This window comes from Salegentibacter agarivorans, assembly GCF_900113135.1.
In the GTDB taxonomy this organism is placed as follows: Bacteria; Bacteroidota; Bacteroidia; order Flavobacteriales; family Flavobacteriaceae; genus Salegentibacter; species Salegentibacter agarivorans.
Genome location: NZ_FOOH01000001.1, coordinates 138276 through 155588, shown reverse-complemented (window position 1 = coordinate 155588; position 17313 = coordinate 138276). Strand labels below are relative to the sequence as shown.

Below are 17313 nucleotides of genomic sequence, written 5' to 3'. Positions count from 1 at the left end.
CAACTTTCAAATGTTGATAAATTCATATTTAACTGATAATAAGCTTATTAACAATTTTTGTTTGATAACTTTTTTTAACAAGATTTTATATTCTTGTACTTCTTTGTCTATATTTACATTCCGCTTGAAACTATTACTAATCCAAAATCTAAAATTAATATGGGTGTGAACACTACTACCGCCGCTCCTAAGACTTATAGCCAGGATGAGGCTTTTAAAGCTTCGTTAGACTATTTTAAAGGAGATGATTTAGCCGCACGGGTGTGGGTAAATAAGTATGCGCTTAAAGATTCCCAGGGGAATATTTATGAGCTTACGCCAAACGATATGCATCGTAGAATTGCAAAAGAAATTTCCCGTGTAGAGCAACGCTACCCAAACCCAATGAGTGAAGATGAGGTTTTTGACCTTATTAAAGACTTTAAATATATTGTCCCTCAAGGTAGCCCAATGGCCGGTATAGGTAACCCTTACCAAATTGCTTCCCTTTCTAACTGTTTCGTAATTGGTAACGATGGCGATTCAGATTCTTATGGAGGGATTATGAAAATAGACCAGGAACAGGTTCAGCTTATGAAACGCCGTGGTGGTGTTGGTCATGACCTTTCCCACATTCGCCCAAAAGGCTCGGCGGTAAAAAACTCTGCCCTTACTTCTACCGGTATCGTTCCTTTTATGGAACGATATTCTAACTCCACTCGTGAAGTTGCGCAGGATGGGCGTCGTGGAGCGCTTATGCTTTCTGTTTCTATTAATCACCCAGATTCTGAAGACTTTATAGATGCAAAAATGGAGCAGGGAAAAGTAACCGGCGCCAATGTATCGGTAAGAATTGATGACGAATTTATGCGCTCGGTTAAAGAAGATCGCAATTATGTTCAGAAATATCCAATTTTTAGCGAAAATCCGAAGAAATCTAAAGAGATCGAAGCTAATAAGCTTTGGAAAAAAATAGTACATAACGCCTGGAAATCGGCTGAGCCTGGAATTCTTTTCTGGGATACCGTAATTAACGAATCGGTCCCAGATTGTTATGCCGATCTTGGTTACAAAACGGTTTCTACCAACCCATGTGGGGAGATTCCGCTTTGTCCTTATGATTCATGTAGGCTGTTAGCTATAAACTTATTTTCTTATGTAGAAAATCCGTTTACTAAAGAGGCTTCTTTCAATTTTGAACTTTTCAAAAAACATATTGCCGCTGCACAGCGCATTATGGACGATATCATTGATCTTGAATTAGAAAAAATTGATGCAATTCTTGCTAAAATTGAAGCAGATCCTGAAGGTTCAGAAATTAAAGGTGTAGAATATAATCTTTGGAAAAACATTCAAACCAAAGCTAAAGAAGGTAGAAGAACCGGAATTGGCATCACTGCTGAAGGTGATATGCTTGCCGCTTTAGGTATTAAATACGGAAGTGATGAAGGTGTAGATTTTTCAGTAAAAATCCATAAGCACATCGCTATTGAAGCTTACAGAGCTTCAGTTTATGCAGCAAAAGAAAGAGGTGCTTTCGGAATTTTTGATTCAGAAAGAGAAAAAGAAAATCCTTTTATTCTTCGACTTAAAGAGGCAGATGAGAAATTGTATTATGATATGCTGGAATACGGCCGCCGTAATATTGCTTTACTTACTATTGCTCCTACAGGTACTACGAGTTTAATGACGCAAACCAGTTCTGGAATTGAGCCGGTATTTATGCCTGTTTACAAACGAAGAAGAAAAGTAAATCCTAACGATAAAGATTCCCGTGTAGATTTTGTAGATGAAGTTGGCGATTCCTGGGAAGAATACGTGGTTTTCCACCATCGATTTAAAGAATGGATGAAGGTTAATGGCCACGAAATAACCGATGATTATACACAAGCCGAGCTGGACAAACTTGTAAAAGCTTCTCCTTACTACAAAGCCACTTCTAACGATGTTGATTGGCTGAGTAAAGTAAGAATGCAGGGAGCTGTACAAAAATGGGTAGATCACTCTATTAGTGTGACCATTAATTTACCAAACGATGCTACCGAAGAATTGGTTGGTCAGCTATATTTAGAAGCCTGGCAAGCCGGTTGCAAAGGAGTTACCGTGTATCGTGATGGTTCTCGCTCTGGAGTTCTAATTTCTAACGAAGAGAAAAAAGAAGAGGCTGAAGAAGAAAACAATACGCCATTCCCAACTACTCGTCCGCAAAGCTTAACTGCAGATGTGGTTCGTTTTCAGAATAACAAAGACAAATGGATTGCTTTCATTGGCTTAATTGACGATAGACCTTACGAGATCTTCACCGGTTTTGCCGATGATGAAGAAGGAATTCTGCTTCCACGCTGGGTAACTGAAGGGACAATTATAAAAGCTAGAAATGAAGATGGAACTTCTCGTTACGATTTCCAATATGAAAACAAACGAGGTTACAAGACAACTATAGAAGGCTTATCGCATAAATTCAACCCGGAATACTGGAATTATGCTAAATTGATCTCTACCACGCTTAGACACGGGATGCCAATTGAAAAGGTTGTAGATTTAATAAGCAGCCTGCAGCTAGACAGTGAATCTATAAACACCTGGAAAAACGGAGTTGCCAGGGCGCTAAAACGCTTTATCGCCGATGGTACCGTTGCCAAGAAACAAAAATGTACCAATTGTAATTCATCTAATCTTATCTATCAGGAAGGCTGCCTTACCTGTCAGGATTGCGGCTCTTCCAAATGCGGATAGTCTCTTGTTTAGATTAGATAAAAAATGCCTTTTGAAAATTTTCAAAAGGCATTTTTGTTTGTAGGAAGGAAAATATTTTTAACTCGTCATTCTGAATTCATTTCAGAATCTAAGATGCTAGCAATTAGAACAAGTTAGAAGCTGAAACAAGTTCAGCTTGACGAATGAAGTTTATTCAAACCGCCTTTTTCATTTTATTATTCCAAACTCACCGAAATAATCCCAACTCCCTGCGGCTTTTCCAGCTTAATATCTTCAATTCCCGGGCCGATTGAAAATTGCAGCGCTTCTGTATTTTCTAATTCAAAATCGCCTTCATAAGAATGTTCGAAATAATACGGTAAAAATGAAGGATAAGGTCTTGGCAGACTCACTGTTTTAACCGGTTTTAAAGCGGAAAGATCAATTTTATAAGTTTTGGTCTCCTGGTCAAGATCTAATGTAGTTCCAAAAGCCGCTCCGTTTTTCATTACCAAGGCAATTTGAAGTTTATCTGTTCTTTCGGTTAATGCTCTGGCTTTGATCACAAGGCTATTTTTGGAATTTAACTCGCTTTTACGACCCGTAATTTTTCTATTGAAATTATATCGAAAAGAGTAATCGTAAACCGGTTCTGCCTCAGGGTTTTCAACATCTTTTTCAAAAAGTTTCTCCACTTTTACCTGATAATCTGCTTCGCCCGGAATATCAGTTGGCACGAGCTTATTTTCAGGGCTCCACTCGCCTACTACATAATCTTCGTCTTCTGAAGCATTAAAAATATAAAGCGGTTTAGTCTCTTTTACAATTTGTGTGGTATATACCTCTTCAAAATAAAAATCCCAATCTTCAGGACTTCCAGAAACTTCACCGGGGAAAGTTTCTTTTCCTTTATTAGTAGTAACGATAATTCGATACTCCAAAAAGCCATTTTTCAACACATTTTCCGGAATTTCCGCCGAATAATTATAAGCGTTATTATTCTTAAGCTCAATAGCTTCATAAGTATTCCCGTTTTGCAGCCAGGCTTCTACTTTTTCTATTTCTTTGTCTGAAACGATCTCTGCATTAATTTCTGCTGAAGAATTCTCGGTAAGTTCTTTTATCGGATGGTGCATAACATAAGTTTGCGCTACGGTACTTTCGGGAGCGGTAAACTCTTCCAGCTCGAACCTTAAATTTATATCTGAATTTTCATCAATTTCGGCTCCTTTATTTTTCAAAAGATAAGTTCCGGGACGAATTTTAAAAGTTTTCCCCTTAACTTCAGGTGTAAACTCATTGTCTTTGTTTAAAACTTTCAGGCTAAAGTCTTCATTTAAACCGGCAAGATCTAAAGTCATTTCCCATTCATTCCATTTGATCACCGCAACGGTTTTTTCAAGGCTGTTGCTTCCAAAAGGATTATCGACCAAAATAGCATCAGGCATTACTTCCAATCGCCAAACACCGTCGTCTAATTTATCGAGAAAATAGGCGCCTTTACCTTCATATTTAACCACTTCAGAATTACCAAAACCGGCAACTTGCTTGAGGTTTTTTAAGGATTTTGGCTGATTATCATTCGTATTGGTATAAATAAATTTTTCTTCAGAATTTAATACCGCGAGATCCTTTTCATAATCAATCGTAAAATCCTGAAATTCCAGGTTTTCTGGATAAATACCAAAATCACCATTTACAGGAACCTGATGAAAAATCTCTCCCACCATCATTAAGGAGAGGGCTTTTTGTGGCGTGTAGGCCAGGTTCATATAGTGCGTATTGTATTCGGTATTTCCAAACGCCAAATAAGTAGGATCGTAAGCGAAGTGAGTTCCTATCTGGATTCCGGCTTCCCGGAAACTCCTTGCCATTGCAGGATAGATATAAGATTTCATCACATCGGCGGCATCAAATTCGTACACGAGTTTCGCCGCGTTATTTTCTTCAATTACATCATTAAACGGAATATGATAATCGTTTACATTTGGTAACAAATTCCCTTCCAATTCCTTCTGAAACCCCAATCCTGTTGGGTACCATTGAAAAGTTCCGCCATCTATTCCAGCATCAAAATAAGATTCGGCGAGATGAATACTATGACTTACATTATAGAAAATTGGTTTCTTAGAGCCGGTGCTTTTCATTGATTTCACCATTTTCTCAATGAATTCCTGCACTTCTTCAGGCTCTCCTTTATGGTGCGGTTCGTTGCTAATTTCAAAAGCAATAAGGTTTGGCTCATTTTTATAAGCTACGCCCGTATGCGGATTCACGTGATTCAGGAATTGCTTCAAATAATTTTCCTGAGCTTTAATAGCACCGGGCTCAGTTAAGCTTCCGGCTTTTTCGTATTTGTTAGAAAATCCGGGAGTATCTTCATCGGGTTCCGGCCAGCCATTTCCCCAATAAGCAATGGGTGTAACCACGAAATTTATATCACGTTCCTTGAGCTTTTTCAATAAATAATCAAATAACTCGAGATGTTCGTTTACTATTAAATTGCCTTCTTCATCACTAATTTCAGTATCCCAAACGTGAATTCTATAAAGATCAAAACCGAGTCGGGAAAAATGATAAACATCCTTATCTATCGCTTTTTTTAGATCTATACCTAATTTCTCACCACTTCGATAGCCGTGCGCAAAAGGTACCGAATAATTGACTCCAAAACCTTTGACTTCTGCATCGTTATGCCCCCAACGCATCAGGCCTTCATTATCTACGTAAACATCTTCTTTTTCCTGGGCAAAACTTATAAAACTGATTACAAAAAATATAAAACTCAGCAAAAATCTCTTCTTCATATATAAATTTTAAACATCACAAATTTCAATAGCTTTCTTTAATGAAGAAATTTCATCGGAATTGGTAGGAATAAATTCCTGGGCAACAAAACCTTCAAAACCGGTTTCTACAATGGCTTTCATAATTGCAGGATAAAAAAGTTCCTGGGTATCACCAATTTCGTTACGACCGGGAACTCCGGCAGTGTGATAATGATTTATGTGTTTATGGTGCTTTTTAATTGTAGCAATAATATCTCCTTCCATTACCTGCATATGGTAAATGTCGTAGAGCAATTTAAAGTTATCTGCTCCCATTTCTTCAGCCAGGGCAACACCCCATTCGGTATGATCTGCCATATAATCTGGATGATTAACCTTACTGTTAAGCAACTCCATTACCAGGTTTACATTTTTCTTTATAGCGTATTTAAGCAGCGGCTTTAAACCTTTTGAGCAATTTTTAATTCCGGTTTTCTCATCCATTCCGCGTCTATTTCCCGAGAAAACAATTACGTTTTTAATGTTATGTTTTGAAGCTTTATCAATTAAACCCTTATATTTTTCCTGAAGATCTTTATGGTTTTTTGGCTCATTAAATCCATTTTCAATAATGGCAAAATCGTCTGTTGCCATAGAACAAACCAGGCCATATTTTTCCACTGTATCCCATTCTGAAGGTTTTAAAAGATCTATTGCCTGAATTCCCATACTCGCACAGGTTTTTGCAAATTCATCTAAAGGAATATTCTGAAAACACCATCGGCAAACCGAATGCTTAACATTGTTCTTTTTTCTATTAGGTAAGCTGTTGTTATCTATATATTTCATAGCAGCAAAAGAAGATGCTACTCCACCCAGGCTCAAAACCCCTGAACCAATGGCTATACTTTTTAACGCATTACGTCTTGTGAATTTCTTGTCCATTATTTATATATTAAGTTGGTATAATAAAATAGAAAATAGAAAAGTCAAAATTCAGGTGAAACTCACCAGGAATAAGACTTTAATTATAAAAACAAGGCTGAAGGAAAAACGATTGACTCAAATATGTATTCCACAACTATCTTTTCTTCGCAAATTATTATAAACGTAAAATTTACAATTAATTTTCAGAAAACAAATTTTTCGGAATAGATTTTTTTTAAAATTTTCTTAACACATTTTAGAAGAAAAAACTTCAATTAGGCGATTTCAAAATTGAAGCCGGACTCTTGAAGTTTCAGGTATTTTTTGCGGTCAAATTTGTATAAAAATGCACCGCGCCGCGAAGTAGACATATCTTTTTCGTCTAATTTAACCAACACATTTAAGGAAAGTACTTTTTTTCTAAAGTTTCGGGAATCGATTTCTTTATGATAAACGGCCTCATAAAGCTTTTGTAATTGCGGAATGGTAAATTTCTCTGGAAGTAATTCGAATCCTATGGGTTTATACCTGGCTTTTCTGCGTATTCTAAGCAGGGCATCTTTTACCATTTGATTATGTTCCAGCACCAAATCTGGCACATCTTCTATATCATACCAATGCGCTCCATGTCTCTCTACCAGTTCCTTATCATACTCGCCAATTCTTATTAAAGCATACTGGGCAATAGAAATAGTTCTATATCCAGGATCACGAAACGTGGTGCCATAGGTTTTTAGTTCTTCCATAAACACGTTTTCCAGGCCGGTTATTTCCTTTAAAACACGTTTTGCGGCTTCTTTCACATCTTCATCCAATTTCACAAAACTTCCTATAAGAGACCAGGTTCCCATAAGTGGTTTAACCCTTCTTTTAAAAATGAGAAGCTTCAGGTTTCCTTCATCAAATCCAAAAATTACGCAGTCTGTAGCCACGTACATTTTATCTTCTTGAATGTAGAAATCCTTTTGAAACGGTTTCATTAAAAATTGAAGTTTAAACTAAGATATAAAAATTCTTTAAGCTCGGATTTTGCACTTAATTATTGAGCAAAATATACATAGATAAATACCACGAGTACCACAATTCCAAGCCCAACCGGTTTTACCAGTTTCCAGGGTTGAATATCTACCTGCCTGGTATAATCTAAAATAAAAGGTTCAATTCTTGGTTTCCATTTACCGATTATAAACATAATAAGTACGTTCAGAACAAATAATATCGCCATTACGTGAAGGTAATGCGGTAGTGCATCTTCTCCTACCACAAAATACTTTAGTCCTAAATAGATTAAATAGAACCCAACCCCACTAAAAATAGCCACTTTAGCCGCAATCGCTGGAATTCGTTTAGTAAGATAACCTACAATAACAATAGTTAAAATTGGAATACTGTAACTTCCGTTTACTTCCTGCAAATACCCAAAAAGCCCCTGGGGCGCATTGGCTATAAAAGGCGCAATAAGCATAGCTCCAATGGCCAGGAATATTCCAAAGCGTTTTCCTTGTTTTACTACTTTCGCTTCACTGGCTTCCTGGTTAAAATATTGTTTGTAAATATCTATTCCAAAAAGGGTAACCGAACTGTTTAATGCTGAATTGAAAGAACTCAAAATTGCACCGAAAAGTACAGCCGCAAAAAATCCTGTAAGCACCGGTGGTAGTACCGCATTTACCAAAGCAGGATATGCCTGGTCGGCATTCTCTAAATCGCCCTGAAACATATGCCAGGCAATAATACCCGGAAGAACTACGATAATTGGCCCGAGAATCTTTATAAAAGCAGCTAGCATTAGACCTTTTTGGCCTTCCCTAAGGTTTTTAGCCGCCAGAGCTCGCTGAATAATTGCCTGGTTGGTTCCCCAGTAAAATAATTGCACAAGCATCATTCCGGTAAATATTGTTGAAAAAGGAACCGAAGCTTCAGGCTCTCCAATAGAATTAAACTTCTCGGGATTAGAATCTACTAAAACTTCCAGCCCATTAATAATTCCGCCGTCTCCAATAGCCATAAGTCCAAAAATGGGAATTAACAAACCTCCTACGAGTAAACCTACAGCATTAATAGTATCTGAAACTGCTACAGCTTTTAACCCTCCAAAAATTGCGTAAATAGATCCTACGATCCCTATCCCCCATACCGTAAGCCATAAGGCGGTATTTGCACTAACTCCCAACATTTCAGGAATTCCGAACATCGTACTAATTGCTAATGCACCGGAATACAAAACAATAGGTAAGAAAATAATCATATACCCCGATAGGAATAGCGCCGAAACCAGGGTTTTGGTTCCTCTATCAAAACGTTTTTCTAAAAATTGTGGTACTGTGGTTAGCCCTCCTTTTAAATAACGTGGTAGTAAGAATAATGCGGTTATTACTATGGCTATGGCTGCAAGGGTTTCCCAGGCCATTACTAAAATTCCTTCACTAAAAGCCTGGCCATTTAAACCTACAATTTGTTCTGTAGATAAATTTGTGAGTAAAACCGAACCTGCAATAACTCCTGCAGTAAGGCTCCTTCCACCAAGAAAATATCCATCACTTGTACTTTCATCGGTTTTTCTGGTGGCTAAATAGGCAATTACAGCCACTAATAGGGTAAAACCAATGAATGATAAAATTCCAACCATAGCTTATTTAAAAATTTTGTTAAATATAAAATTATATATGAGTTTTGATCCTACTTAAGGCATAAACTTATTATTGACCGCTAACCGAGAAGTTATATGAGATCCAATTGTAGTACTGATCTCCCGGTTTTAAAACCGCTTCAGGAAAGTTTCTAAAATTAGGAGCATCAGGGAAATTTTGTGCCTCTAAACATAACGAAGGATATTCTTCAGCGATTTCGGTATGGTAATTCAAATCTTCCGGAAGGTTTTCTGGAGCATAAGCCACCAGTGCTTTTTGATTGGTTTTTACTTCCATCTTTATTCCGGTTAAAGGAGCAAAAAGCCTTGCCGCAACTTCATCTTTATCAGATTTTAAAACATAGGTATCATCCAGGCTCCTGTTTCCAATTAATTTACCTTCAATAAAGTTTTTAGGATGCTTTTTAAGTTTGGTTAAATTACCGGTAGGCAATAAGTTTTTATCTACTTCAAGGATTTTTTCAGCTTCAATCTTTAAAAAATGATCGCTTATACTGCCACCTCCATTAAGGTTAAAATAAGTATGATTGGTAAGATTAATCACAGTTTTTTTATCGGTTTTAGCCGAATATTCTATAAGCAATTCATCATTTTCAGTAAGCGTATATTTAACCTCAACCTGTAAATTCCCAGGATAATATTCTTCCCCGTCCTTGCTGAAATAAGTTAGTTTTACTGAAGGATTGGGCGCCACTTCCTCTTCTTCAATTTTCCATATTTTATACTGAAATCCATTCTCGCCGCCGTGAAGATGAACATTATTGGTTTCATTTAATTTATAGGTAGTATTATCCAACTGAAACTCCCCATTGGAAATTCTACCGGCATAACGCCCCACCGAAGCACCAAAACATTTATTATGCTCTTTATAGGCCGAAGTTATAAATTCTTCTGCCCGCGGGCTAACCACCACATTCACTTTATTCCCGGCCTTATCTTTTATTTTAAGGCTTATAACAGCAGCACCATAGTTAAGAACCTGGAGTTCACTCCCGTTATTATTAACAATAGCTACCGTTTTTAAATCTTCTTTTTGAGTTTTCAAATTATTTTTTTTAGTTGGTTTTACCGGAAATCCAGTTATCTACTTTTTCTTCCAGAATATTCAAAGGTAAAGCTCCATCTAATAGAATTACATCATGGAATTCCCTAATATCAAAATCATCATCTAGTTTTTGTTCTGCTTCTTCCCTTAACTCCAGTATTTTATTCATTCCTATTTTATAGGCTGTAGCCTGCCCCGGCATAACAATGTGTCGTTCTACCATTTTCACGCAGTCACTTTCTGCATTGGGCGTATTCGCTTTATAATATTCTATTCCTTCCTGCCTGGTCCATTTTTTAGCGTGAATTCCCGTATCTACCACTAGCCTGCAAGAACGCCAGAGTTCCATTGCCAATCTACCAAAATTAGAATAAGGGTCTTTGTAAAACCCTATTTCCTTTGGTAATAATTCGCTGTAGAGGCCCCAACCTTCCACATAAGCGGTGTAAAAACTAAACTTTCTAAACTGCGGAATATCCTCCAACTCCTGGGCTATGGCAATTTGCATATGGTGGCCTGGGATACCTTCGTGGTATGCCAAAGCTTCCATTTGGTAAGTAGGCATAGCAGCCATATCGTATAAATTAGCATAATAAGTTCCCGGCCTTGAACCATCTTTTGCAGGTTGTTGGTAAAATGCTTTCCCGGCACTTTTTTCTCTAAAAGGTTCTACCGCTTTTACTACCAGTTCTGCTTCAGGTTCTGTGAGAAAAAGTTCGTCTAAATTCGCCTTCATTGTGTTTATAATTTCGGTAGCTTCAGCAAGATATTTTTGTTTACCAAGAGAATCGTTGGCGTAATAAAATTGCTCATTAGTACGCATAAACTCAAAGAAGTCCTGTAGTGTGCCTTCAAAGCCTACCTCTTCTTTTATTTTTTCCATTTCGCCGTGAATACGTGCTACTTCATCCAACCCTATTTGATGAATTTCCTGGGCCGAAAGATTAGTAGTTGTAGTTCTTTTAAGAGCATTGGCATAAAACTCGTCTCCTTTTGGAAATTTCCACGCGCCAGCATCATTATTTGCACGTTTTTGTTGAGTTTCCAGAAAAGAAATTAAATTTTCGTAAGCGGGTTTTACTTCTTTAACCAGAGCATTTTCAGCTTTTGAAATGAGTTCTTTTTCCTGCGCTTTTGTAATTTCCAGCTTAGATAGCTTAGATTTAAAGTCGTTGAGTAAGGCACTGTTTTCTACAGATTTGCCGAAGGGTTTGCCTTTAATTACATTTCTACTGGATTCCAAAACCCTGTCAAAAACAAAAACCGGCGGAACAATCCCATTTTGTTCCCTAATTTTTAGATTTCCAATAACCTCTTCCATAACCTTGGGAATCCCCTTTAGCCTGGATATATAAGCTTCGGCATCGCTTATAGAATCTATACGGTGCATATTAATTAAAAAAGCTGGCAGCTCGGCATGGCGCCCAAACATCTGGTTTACCGGATAATTATAAAACCGAAAATCATAATCGGCGACTTCATTTTCTAATTTCTGAAGGTATAAATCGTAACTCAAACGCGTTTGCTCGTTTAGGGCTGAAGCATCTACTTTCTTTAAATATTCTAAACGCTTTTTAGCTTTTTTTCGATCTTCGGCATATTTAAGGTGTGAAAAATCGTCCCACTTCCCATAATTGGTTTTTTGTCCCAATTGGGTTTGCATCATAGGCGATTCTTCCACGTCTTTTTGAAATTCTTTTTCAAAATATTCATTTAATTCTGCCGAATGTTCTGCTATTTCTTCTTCGGAATAATTTCCTTCTTTTTGACTACATGAAATACCTAAAAACAGGAAACTGATTAGAAGGATTTTATGAATAAATCTAATACTCATAGGCTATTCTTTTAATATTGAAAATTCTATTGCAGAATCTCCATAAATGGTGTGGGTTTGTTTCTGAAAATCTTCTTCTTCGGCTTCAAAAATATTTGGCACAAAAGTTTGAGGATTTCTGTCTATAAGCGGAAACCAGGTACTTTGCACCTGAATTTGTAATTTATGTCCTTTTTTAAAGGTATGGTTAATATCCTGCAGCGTAATATTTACCGGGGTCTTCTTGTTAGGCTCAAATGGCTCGGGATTTTCAAAACTGTTTCTAAATCTGCCTCGCATCACTTCACTACGCACCATCATATGGTAGTTGTCCATATCAAGATGGTCCATGGTTTCTTCGTAATCTTCTGAGTCGGCCGGGTAAACATCTATTACTTTTACCACCCAATCTGCCGCAGTTCCTGTGGTTGCCACGTTTAAACGTGCCAAAATCTCACCGGTAAGTTTCATATCTTCTTCCAGTACTTCGGTTTCAAAAACCAAAACATCTGGTCTCCTGGCGGCAAAACGCTGGTCGCCTGTCATATATTCTCTTGGAGTGAACACCGCTTTAATTTCATTATTATATGATACAGGTTTTGCAGGGTCACTTACAAAGCTTTCTTCATTATTGGTAGCTTCGTTGGTTAATTCCTGGTTATCTCCCAGGTAAAAAACTTTAGATTCTGCTTCTTTTGGAGGCCAGGCTTCATAAGAATTCCATTTTCGGGCTCCGGTATCGTAAACATAAGCTTCAGCTAGATCTACATCACCATCGCCGTCTTCTTTTAAAAAGTGGTTAAAGAATTTTGTTTCAATATTTCTTTGATAATTTTCAGAAATATTATCGCCAAAATAAACATTTCCTACAGCCTGCCTTTCGGTTTGTCTCGCCCAATCGCCGTGGCTCCACGGGCCAAAAACCATGATATTATAATTATCACTGGTTTCTTCAATTTTCTTGTAAGTATTAAAAGGACCGTAAAGATCTTCAGCATCAAACAATCCGCCCACAACCATTACGGCGGGTTCAATATCTTCTAAATGCTGAATAATCCCGCGACTCTGCCAAAATTCATCATAATTTGGATGCTCTTTTAGTTGTTGCCAAAATATATTGTCTTCTCCATAATATTCGTCCAGATTACTAAGTGGTCCCACATCTAAAAAAAACTGGTACTGATCCTGGGTACCAAGACCCGGCAATTCGTACCAGGCTTCGGTAGTAGGGCTGGTTTTGTCATATCCAAAAAGTGCGGTTGCTCTCCAGTAACTCAATAAATAAGCCCCATTGTGATGAAAATCGTCAAAAAAGAAATCACCTATTCCGGCTTGTGGAGATGAGGCTTTTAGAGCTGGGTGAGCATCTACTAAAGAAGCAACAGCGTAGTGACCGGGATACGAAATTCCCCAGGTTCCTACCCTACCATTATTATTATCTACATTCTCAATAAGCCATTCAATAGTATCATAAGTATCGCTGGATTCGTCAAATTCATTTCCAGATTTTTTCGGAATAATTGCCCGCATATTATCATACCTCCCTTCACTCATCCAGCGGCCCCGTACATCCTGGTAAACCACTATATTCCCTTCTTTCATCAAATATTCATTCGGGCTAATAAGCGAACGAAATTGATCTTTTCCATAAGGCCGGGAGCTATATGGAGTTCGTTGCATTAAAATAGGATATTCTTTAGTAGTATCTTTTGGGGAATAGATGGTAGTGTGTAACAAAGTTCCGTCCCGCATTGGGATATCTACTTCTGTTTTGTTATAATGTTCTTTTACATCATATTCTTCTTGTGAAATAAGATGAACGGGTAAAAAACTCAAAAACAGAAGAATAAAACTTAAACGGAGTAATTTCATAGTTAAGGGATATTTTAAGCCCCTAAGATAGAAATTACCCCGACAAACCTAAAGGAATTTTAGTCGATAATCGAGTTTTAAATGCGTCAAGGCCTGCTTCTAAATTAAAAACATTTTCCCTTTTATGCCTTCCTGGCTTAACCCGCTTTAGATTATTTTACCGCTGTCTCCTGGAATTTAGTAAGACCTTCTTGAAGCCAGGTAAGATATTCTGACTCGTTTGGCGTGTAACCAACAGGTTCGTTAAGAAGATTTACATCATTATCCAGCAACACATAAAATGGTTGGGAATTATTTTTAAAATTAAGGGTTTGAAAAGTTGCCCATTTATCACCAATAGTTTCAATAGGTTTTATTCCTCCTTTTGGTTTTAGATAATTAAACTGCGCTGCCTCGGGGAGTTCCTTTCTATCGTCTACATACAGGGAAATAAGAATATATTCTTCATTTAAAACGTCAAAAACTTCTGGATTACTCCAAACCTGCTCCTCCATTTTCCGGCAGTTTACACAGGCCCAACCGGTAAAATCCAGGATTATAGGTTTGTTTTGCTCCCGGGCGGCTTCAAGGCCTTTATCCCAGTCTTTGTATGCTTCCAGGCCTAAAGGTGCTTCGGTACCTTTGTCGTAAATGCTATAAAATAATGGTGGAGGAAAACCACTTAATAATTTAAGGTTGGCTGCAGAAGTATTGGTTAAACCGGGAATTAAATAAAGTACAAATAAGAAAGTAAGCACGCCCACACCAAATCTAACTTTACTGATTTTCTTTTTAGGCCCATCGTGAGGAAAACGAATAAATCCGAATAAATAAGCCATAAGTCCTAAACCTACAAGAATCCATATTCCAAGGAAAATTTCACGCTTTAGAAGTCCCCAATGTTCCACAAGATCGGCGTTAGAAAGGAATTTAAAGGCCAGTCCTAATTCTATAAAACCTAAGGTTACTTTTACCGTATTTAGCCAACCGCCACTTTTTGGCAAAGAATTAAGCCAGTTAGGAAATAGAGCGAAAAGTGCAAAAGGAAGCGCCAGCGCAAGACCAAAACCAGCCATTCCCATAGAAAGCTGCATCGCACCACCATCACTGGTAAGCGATCCACCAAGGAGTGAACCTAAAATAGGGCCGGTACAGGAAAAAGAAACTAAAGCTAATGTAAGTGCCATAAAAAAGATGCCTACAAAACCTCCCACGCTAGAAGCTTTATCGTCCATCTTATTACTCCAGGAACTCGGTAAGGTGATCTCATAATAACCGAAAAAAGAGAACGCGAAAATGATGAAAATGATAAAGAAAATAATATTCAGCGTAACATTTGTGGAGATATTATTGAGAATTTCAGGATTTACACTGTCCAGTAAATGAAAAGGTAAGCTGAGCAAAACATAGATAATGAATATGAAAAAACCGTATAAAATCGCGTTAACCAATCCTTTTTGTCGGTTTTTAGCGCCCTTGGTAAAAAATGAAACCGTAAGCGGAATCATAGGAAAAACACAAGGTGTAAGCAAAGCGATTAAACCACCAATAAAACCAAGCAGAAAAATATTTAGAAAATTATTGCCCTCTTCCTCTTCAGGGGCAAATTTTTCCATTCCTGAAACATTAATGTTTAATGCTTCGGTAAGTTCTTTGTCTTTTTCAGAAATTTCCAGGTCGGTAAAACCTGCGGTTATTTCATTGTCTTCAAGAGAAATATTGAAACGTTCGGTTTCCGGAGGCAAACATTTTTCATCATCACAAACAGAGAAATAAATTTCGGCAATAATTTCAGGATCACTTTCAGGCTGTACTTTTATTTGTTGCCTAAAAACCGCTTCATGTTCAAAATAGGTGATATCGGCTTCAAAAACCTTGTCGTAAATAGGTTCTATATCTGGCTCTGTAGTTTCACCAATAAGTTCAAAATTTTCTTCAGTATTATTATAAGAGAAAGTCGTGGCGATAGGCGCAATATCAATATCGGCTTCCTTTTGCGAATATAAATGCCAGCCATCTTCAAGATTTGCAGTAAAAATAAGCGTGAAGATACTATCGTTTTCCTTTTCTACGGAAGCTTCCCAGCTTATGGGATCTGCCATTTGGGAATCTCCGCTCCCGTCGTCAAAATATTGTGCCTGTAATTGGATAAATGGAATAAAAAATAAGAGCAGACTCGCCAGATATTTCATAAACTGAAAGTGATTTTTATAATTTTTTGATCGGGTGAAGTAATTGAAAAACGCCTGTCGGCACGCTGATTAATCACCCAAACAATTTTTTCGCCAGAGCACAGCAACCAGCTGTTTTCTTTCTCGGGCAAAGATAATTTTTTGTCTTTAAAGAAGTCGCTTAACTTCTTCTTTCCTTTCATCCCAAAAGGATAAAATATATCGCCCTCCTGCCATTTTCTTACCATGAGCGGATAATCCAATTTTTCAGGATCTACATAAATACAATTTGAAGTTTTTTCTGTTATTTCTTTAACTTCTGAAAATGAAAAAGTTCCCATTGGCAACATTGCAAAATCTTCATTTTTCGCAATTTTATAAGTTTTATTTTCCGTTTTATCAATTTCGGTAAGCAGCAAATAATCCCGATCTTTTATTAACCTGTGTGATGCTGAAAAAACCATTTTTCCCGGTTGTGCATCTAATAAATTGTAAACATCGTTCCATTCGGTAAAGCCGAAAGATTTAAGCAATTGGTATAAAATGGCTGAAGTATTCGGTACTTTTTTAAGATAATTTATATCCAGGCTGTAACCGTATTTTGTTTTACCTATAATTTTTGGGTAGAGCAAACTCATATAATCCTCTACCAATTCCTCATTTTCTTTTAAATGAGATTGAGTTATTAAAAAAGTTTCTAAAAACTGCGGATTTATTTCTTCTAAAACAGGTACAAGCTCGTGCCTAATTTTATTCCGAAGGTATTTTGTAGAAGCATTCGTGCTATCTTCTCGCCAGGCAATATTATTATCTCTCGCGTAAGCTTCTATTTCTTTTCGGGAGAAATTAAGCAAAGGTCTTATTATCTTATTACTGTCAGCATTTATACCGCTTAAACCTTCCAGACCGGCACCTCGTAATAAATTAATAAAAAAAGTTTCTAAACTATCGTTCGCGTGATGAGCCGTGAGGGTATAATCAAATTGATGTTTTATTCTTAATTCTTCAAACCATTCATACCTAAGATCTCGTGCCGCCATTTGAATGGATAGGCCATTATCTTTAGCGTATTGCTCGGTATCAAAATTCTCTACAAAAAGCTTCACTTTTAACCTTTTTGCAAGGTCGGTTACAAAATCTTCATCGGCATCACTTTCTTCATCTCTAAGGTTAAAATTGCAATGTGCTAAAGCAAAATCAAGTTTAGCCGAATTACATAAATGGACCAGTACCACGCTATCTACCCCGCCGCTTACTGCAAGCAAAAGCCTGGTGTTACACAAGTACGGGAATTGAGATTTGATCTCATTTTTGAAAGCTTTTTCCATAGAAAATCAAAGATACGAAAAGCCCCTCCTAAATCCTCCCCGAAAGGGAGGACTTTAAAATACCTTTTTGGCCAAGATTATTTG

General features: G+C 37.3%; 10 protein-coding genes. 1 reads left to right on the top strand and 9 read right to left on the bottom strand.

The window, feature by feature from the left end; all coding sequences use genetic code 11:
• The first annotated feature begins 159 nt into the window (after positions 1-159).
• On the top strand, positions 160-2715 hold the full coding sequence (locus BM084_RS00730; RefSeq protein WP_093302445.1) for an adenosylcobalamin-dependent ribonucleoside-diphosphate reductase: 2556 nt from the start codon (positions 160-162) through the stop codon (positions 2713-2715).
• A 197-nt stretch (positions 2716-2912) separates the two neighbouring features.
• Here BM084_RS00730 and BM084_RS00725 read toward each other — a convergent pair whose 3' ends face one another.
• From BM084_RS00725 to tilS, 9 genes are all read right to left on the bottom strand, one after another.
• A complete protein-coding gene (locus tag BM084_RS00725) occupies positions 2913-5483 on the bottom strand; it encodes a glycoside hydrolase family 5 protein (RefSeq protein WP_093302050.1) in 2571 nt (856 codons plus the stop codon).
• A 9-nt stretch (positions 5484-5492) separates the two neighbouring features.
• Positions 5493-6389 carry a hydroxypyruvate isomerase family protein gene (locus tag BM084_RS00720; protein ID WP_093302047.1) on the bottom strand — a complete coding sequence of 299 codons (897 nt, stop codon included), beginning with the start codon at positions 6387-6389 and terminating at the stop codon, positions 5493-5495.
• Positions 6390-6646: 257 nt separating this feature from the next.
• The gene (locus BM084_RS00715; protein WP_093302044.1) at positions 6647-7351 is read right to left on the bottom strand and encodes an NUDIX hydrolase; all 705 of its coding nucleotides are present in this window, start codon (positions 7349-7351) and stop codon (positions 6647-6649) included.
• 59 nt (positions 7352-7410) lie between these two features.
• Positions 7411-9000 (bottom strand): solute:sodium symporter family transporter, encoded by a 1590-nt coding sequence (locus BM084_RS00710; protein ID WP_093302042.1) that lies wholly within the window; start codon positions 8998-9000, stop codon positions 7411-7413.
• A gap of 70 nt (positions 9001-9070) precedes the next feature.
• Positions 9071-10066: an aldose epimerase family protein gene (locus BM084_RS00705; RefSeq protein ID WP_083634161.1), complete on the bottom strand. Its 996-nt coding sequence runs from the start codon at positions 10064-10066 to the stop codon at positions 9071-9073.
• A gap of 10 nt (positions 10067-10076) precedes the next feature.
• Positions 10077-11900 (bottom strand): DUF885 domain-containing protein, encoded by a 1824-nt coding sequence (locus BM084_RS00700; RefSeq protein WP_093302039.1) that lies wholly within the window; start codon positions 11898-11900, stop codon positions 10077-10079.
• 3 nt (positions 11901-11903) lie between these two features.
• Entirely contained in the window at positions 11904-13751 is a 1848-nt protein-coding gene (locus tag BM084_RS00695) for a CocE/NonD family hydrolase (protein ID WP_093302037.1), read from the bottom strand.
• A gap of 152 nt (positions 13752-13903) precedes the next feature.
• Positions 13904-15922, bottom strand: a complete 2019-nt coding sequence (locus BM084_RS00690; RefSeq protein ID WP_093302034.1) for a protein-disulfide reductase DsbD family protein — start codon at positions 15920-15922, stop codon at positions 13904-13906.
• A complete protein-coding gene (gene tilS, locus BM084_RS00685) occupies positions 15919-17229 on the bottom strand; it encodes a tRNA lysidine(34) synthetase TilS (RefSeq protein ID WP_075326290.1) in 1311 nt (436 codons plus the stop codon). Before tilS ends, BM084_RS00690 begins: the two co-directional genes overlap by 4 nt.
• Positions 17230-17313 lie beyond the last annotated feature (84 nt).

Excerpts from the sequence above, each read along its gene's own strand:
- BM084_RS00730 (WP_093302445.1), top strand. The coding sequence starts at position 160 with ATGGGTGTGAACACTACTACCGCCGCTCCTAAGACTTATAGCCAGGAT.
- BM084_RS00725 (WP_093302050.1), bottom strand. The coding sequence starts at position 5,483 with ATGAAGAAGAGATTTTTGCTGAGTTTTATATTTTTTGTAATCAGTTTT.
- BM084_RS00720 (WP_093302047.1), bottom strand. The coding sequence starts at position 6,389 with ATGGACAAGAAATTCACAAGACGTAATGCGTTAAAAAGTATAGCCATT.
- BM084_RS00715 (WP_093302044.1), bottom strand. The coding sequence starts at position 7,351 with ATGAAACCGTTTCAAAAGGATTTCTACATTCAAGAAGATAAAATGTAC.
- BM084_RS00710 (WP_093302042.1), bottom strand. The coding sequence starts at position 9,000 with ATGGTTGGAATTTTATCATTCATTGGTTTTACCCTATTAGTGGCTGTA.
- BM084_RS00700 (WP_093302039.1), bottom strand. The coding sequence starts at position 11,900 with ATGAGTATTAGATTTATTCATAAAATCCTTCTAATCAGTTTCCTGTTT.
- BM084_RS00695 (WP_093302037.1), bottom strand. The coding sequence starts at position 13,751 with ATGAAATTACTCCGTTTAAGTTTTATTCTTCTGTTTTTGAGTTTTTTA.
- BM084_RS00690 (WP_093302034.1), bottom strand. The coding sequence starts at position 15,922 with ATGAAATATCTGGCGAGTCTGCTCTTATTTTTTATTCCATTTATCCAA.
- tilS (WP_075326290.1), bottom strand. The coding sequence starts at position 17,229 with ATGGAAAAAGCTTTCAAAAATGAGATCAAATCTCAATTCCCGTACTTG.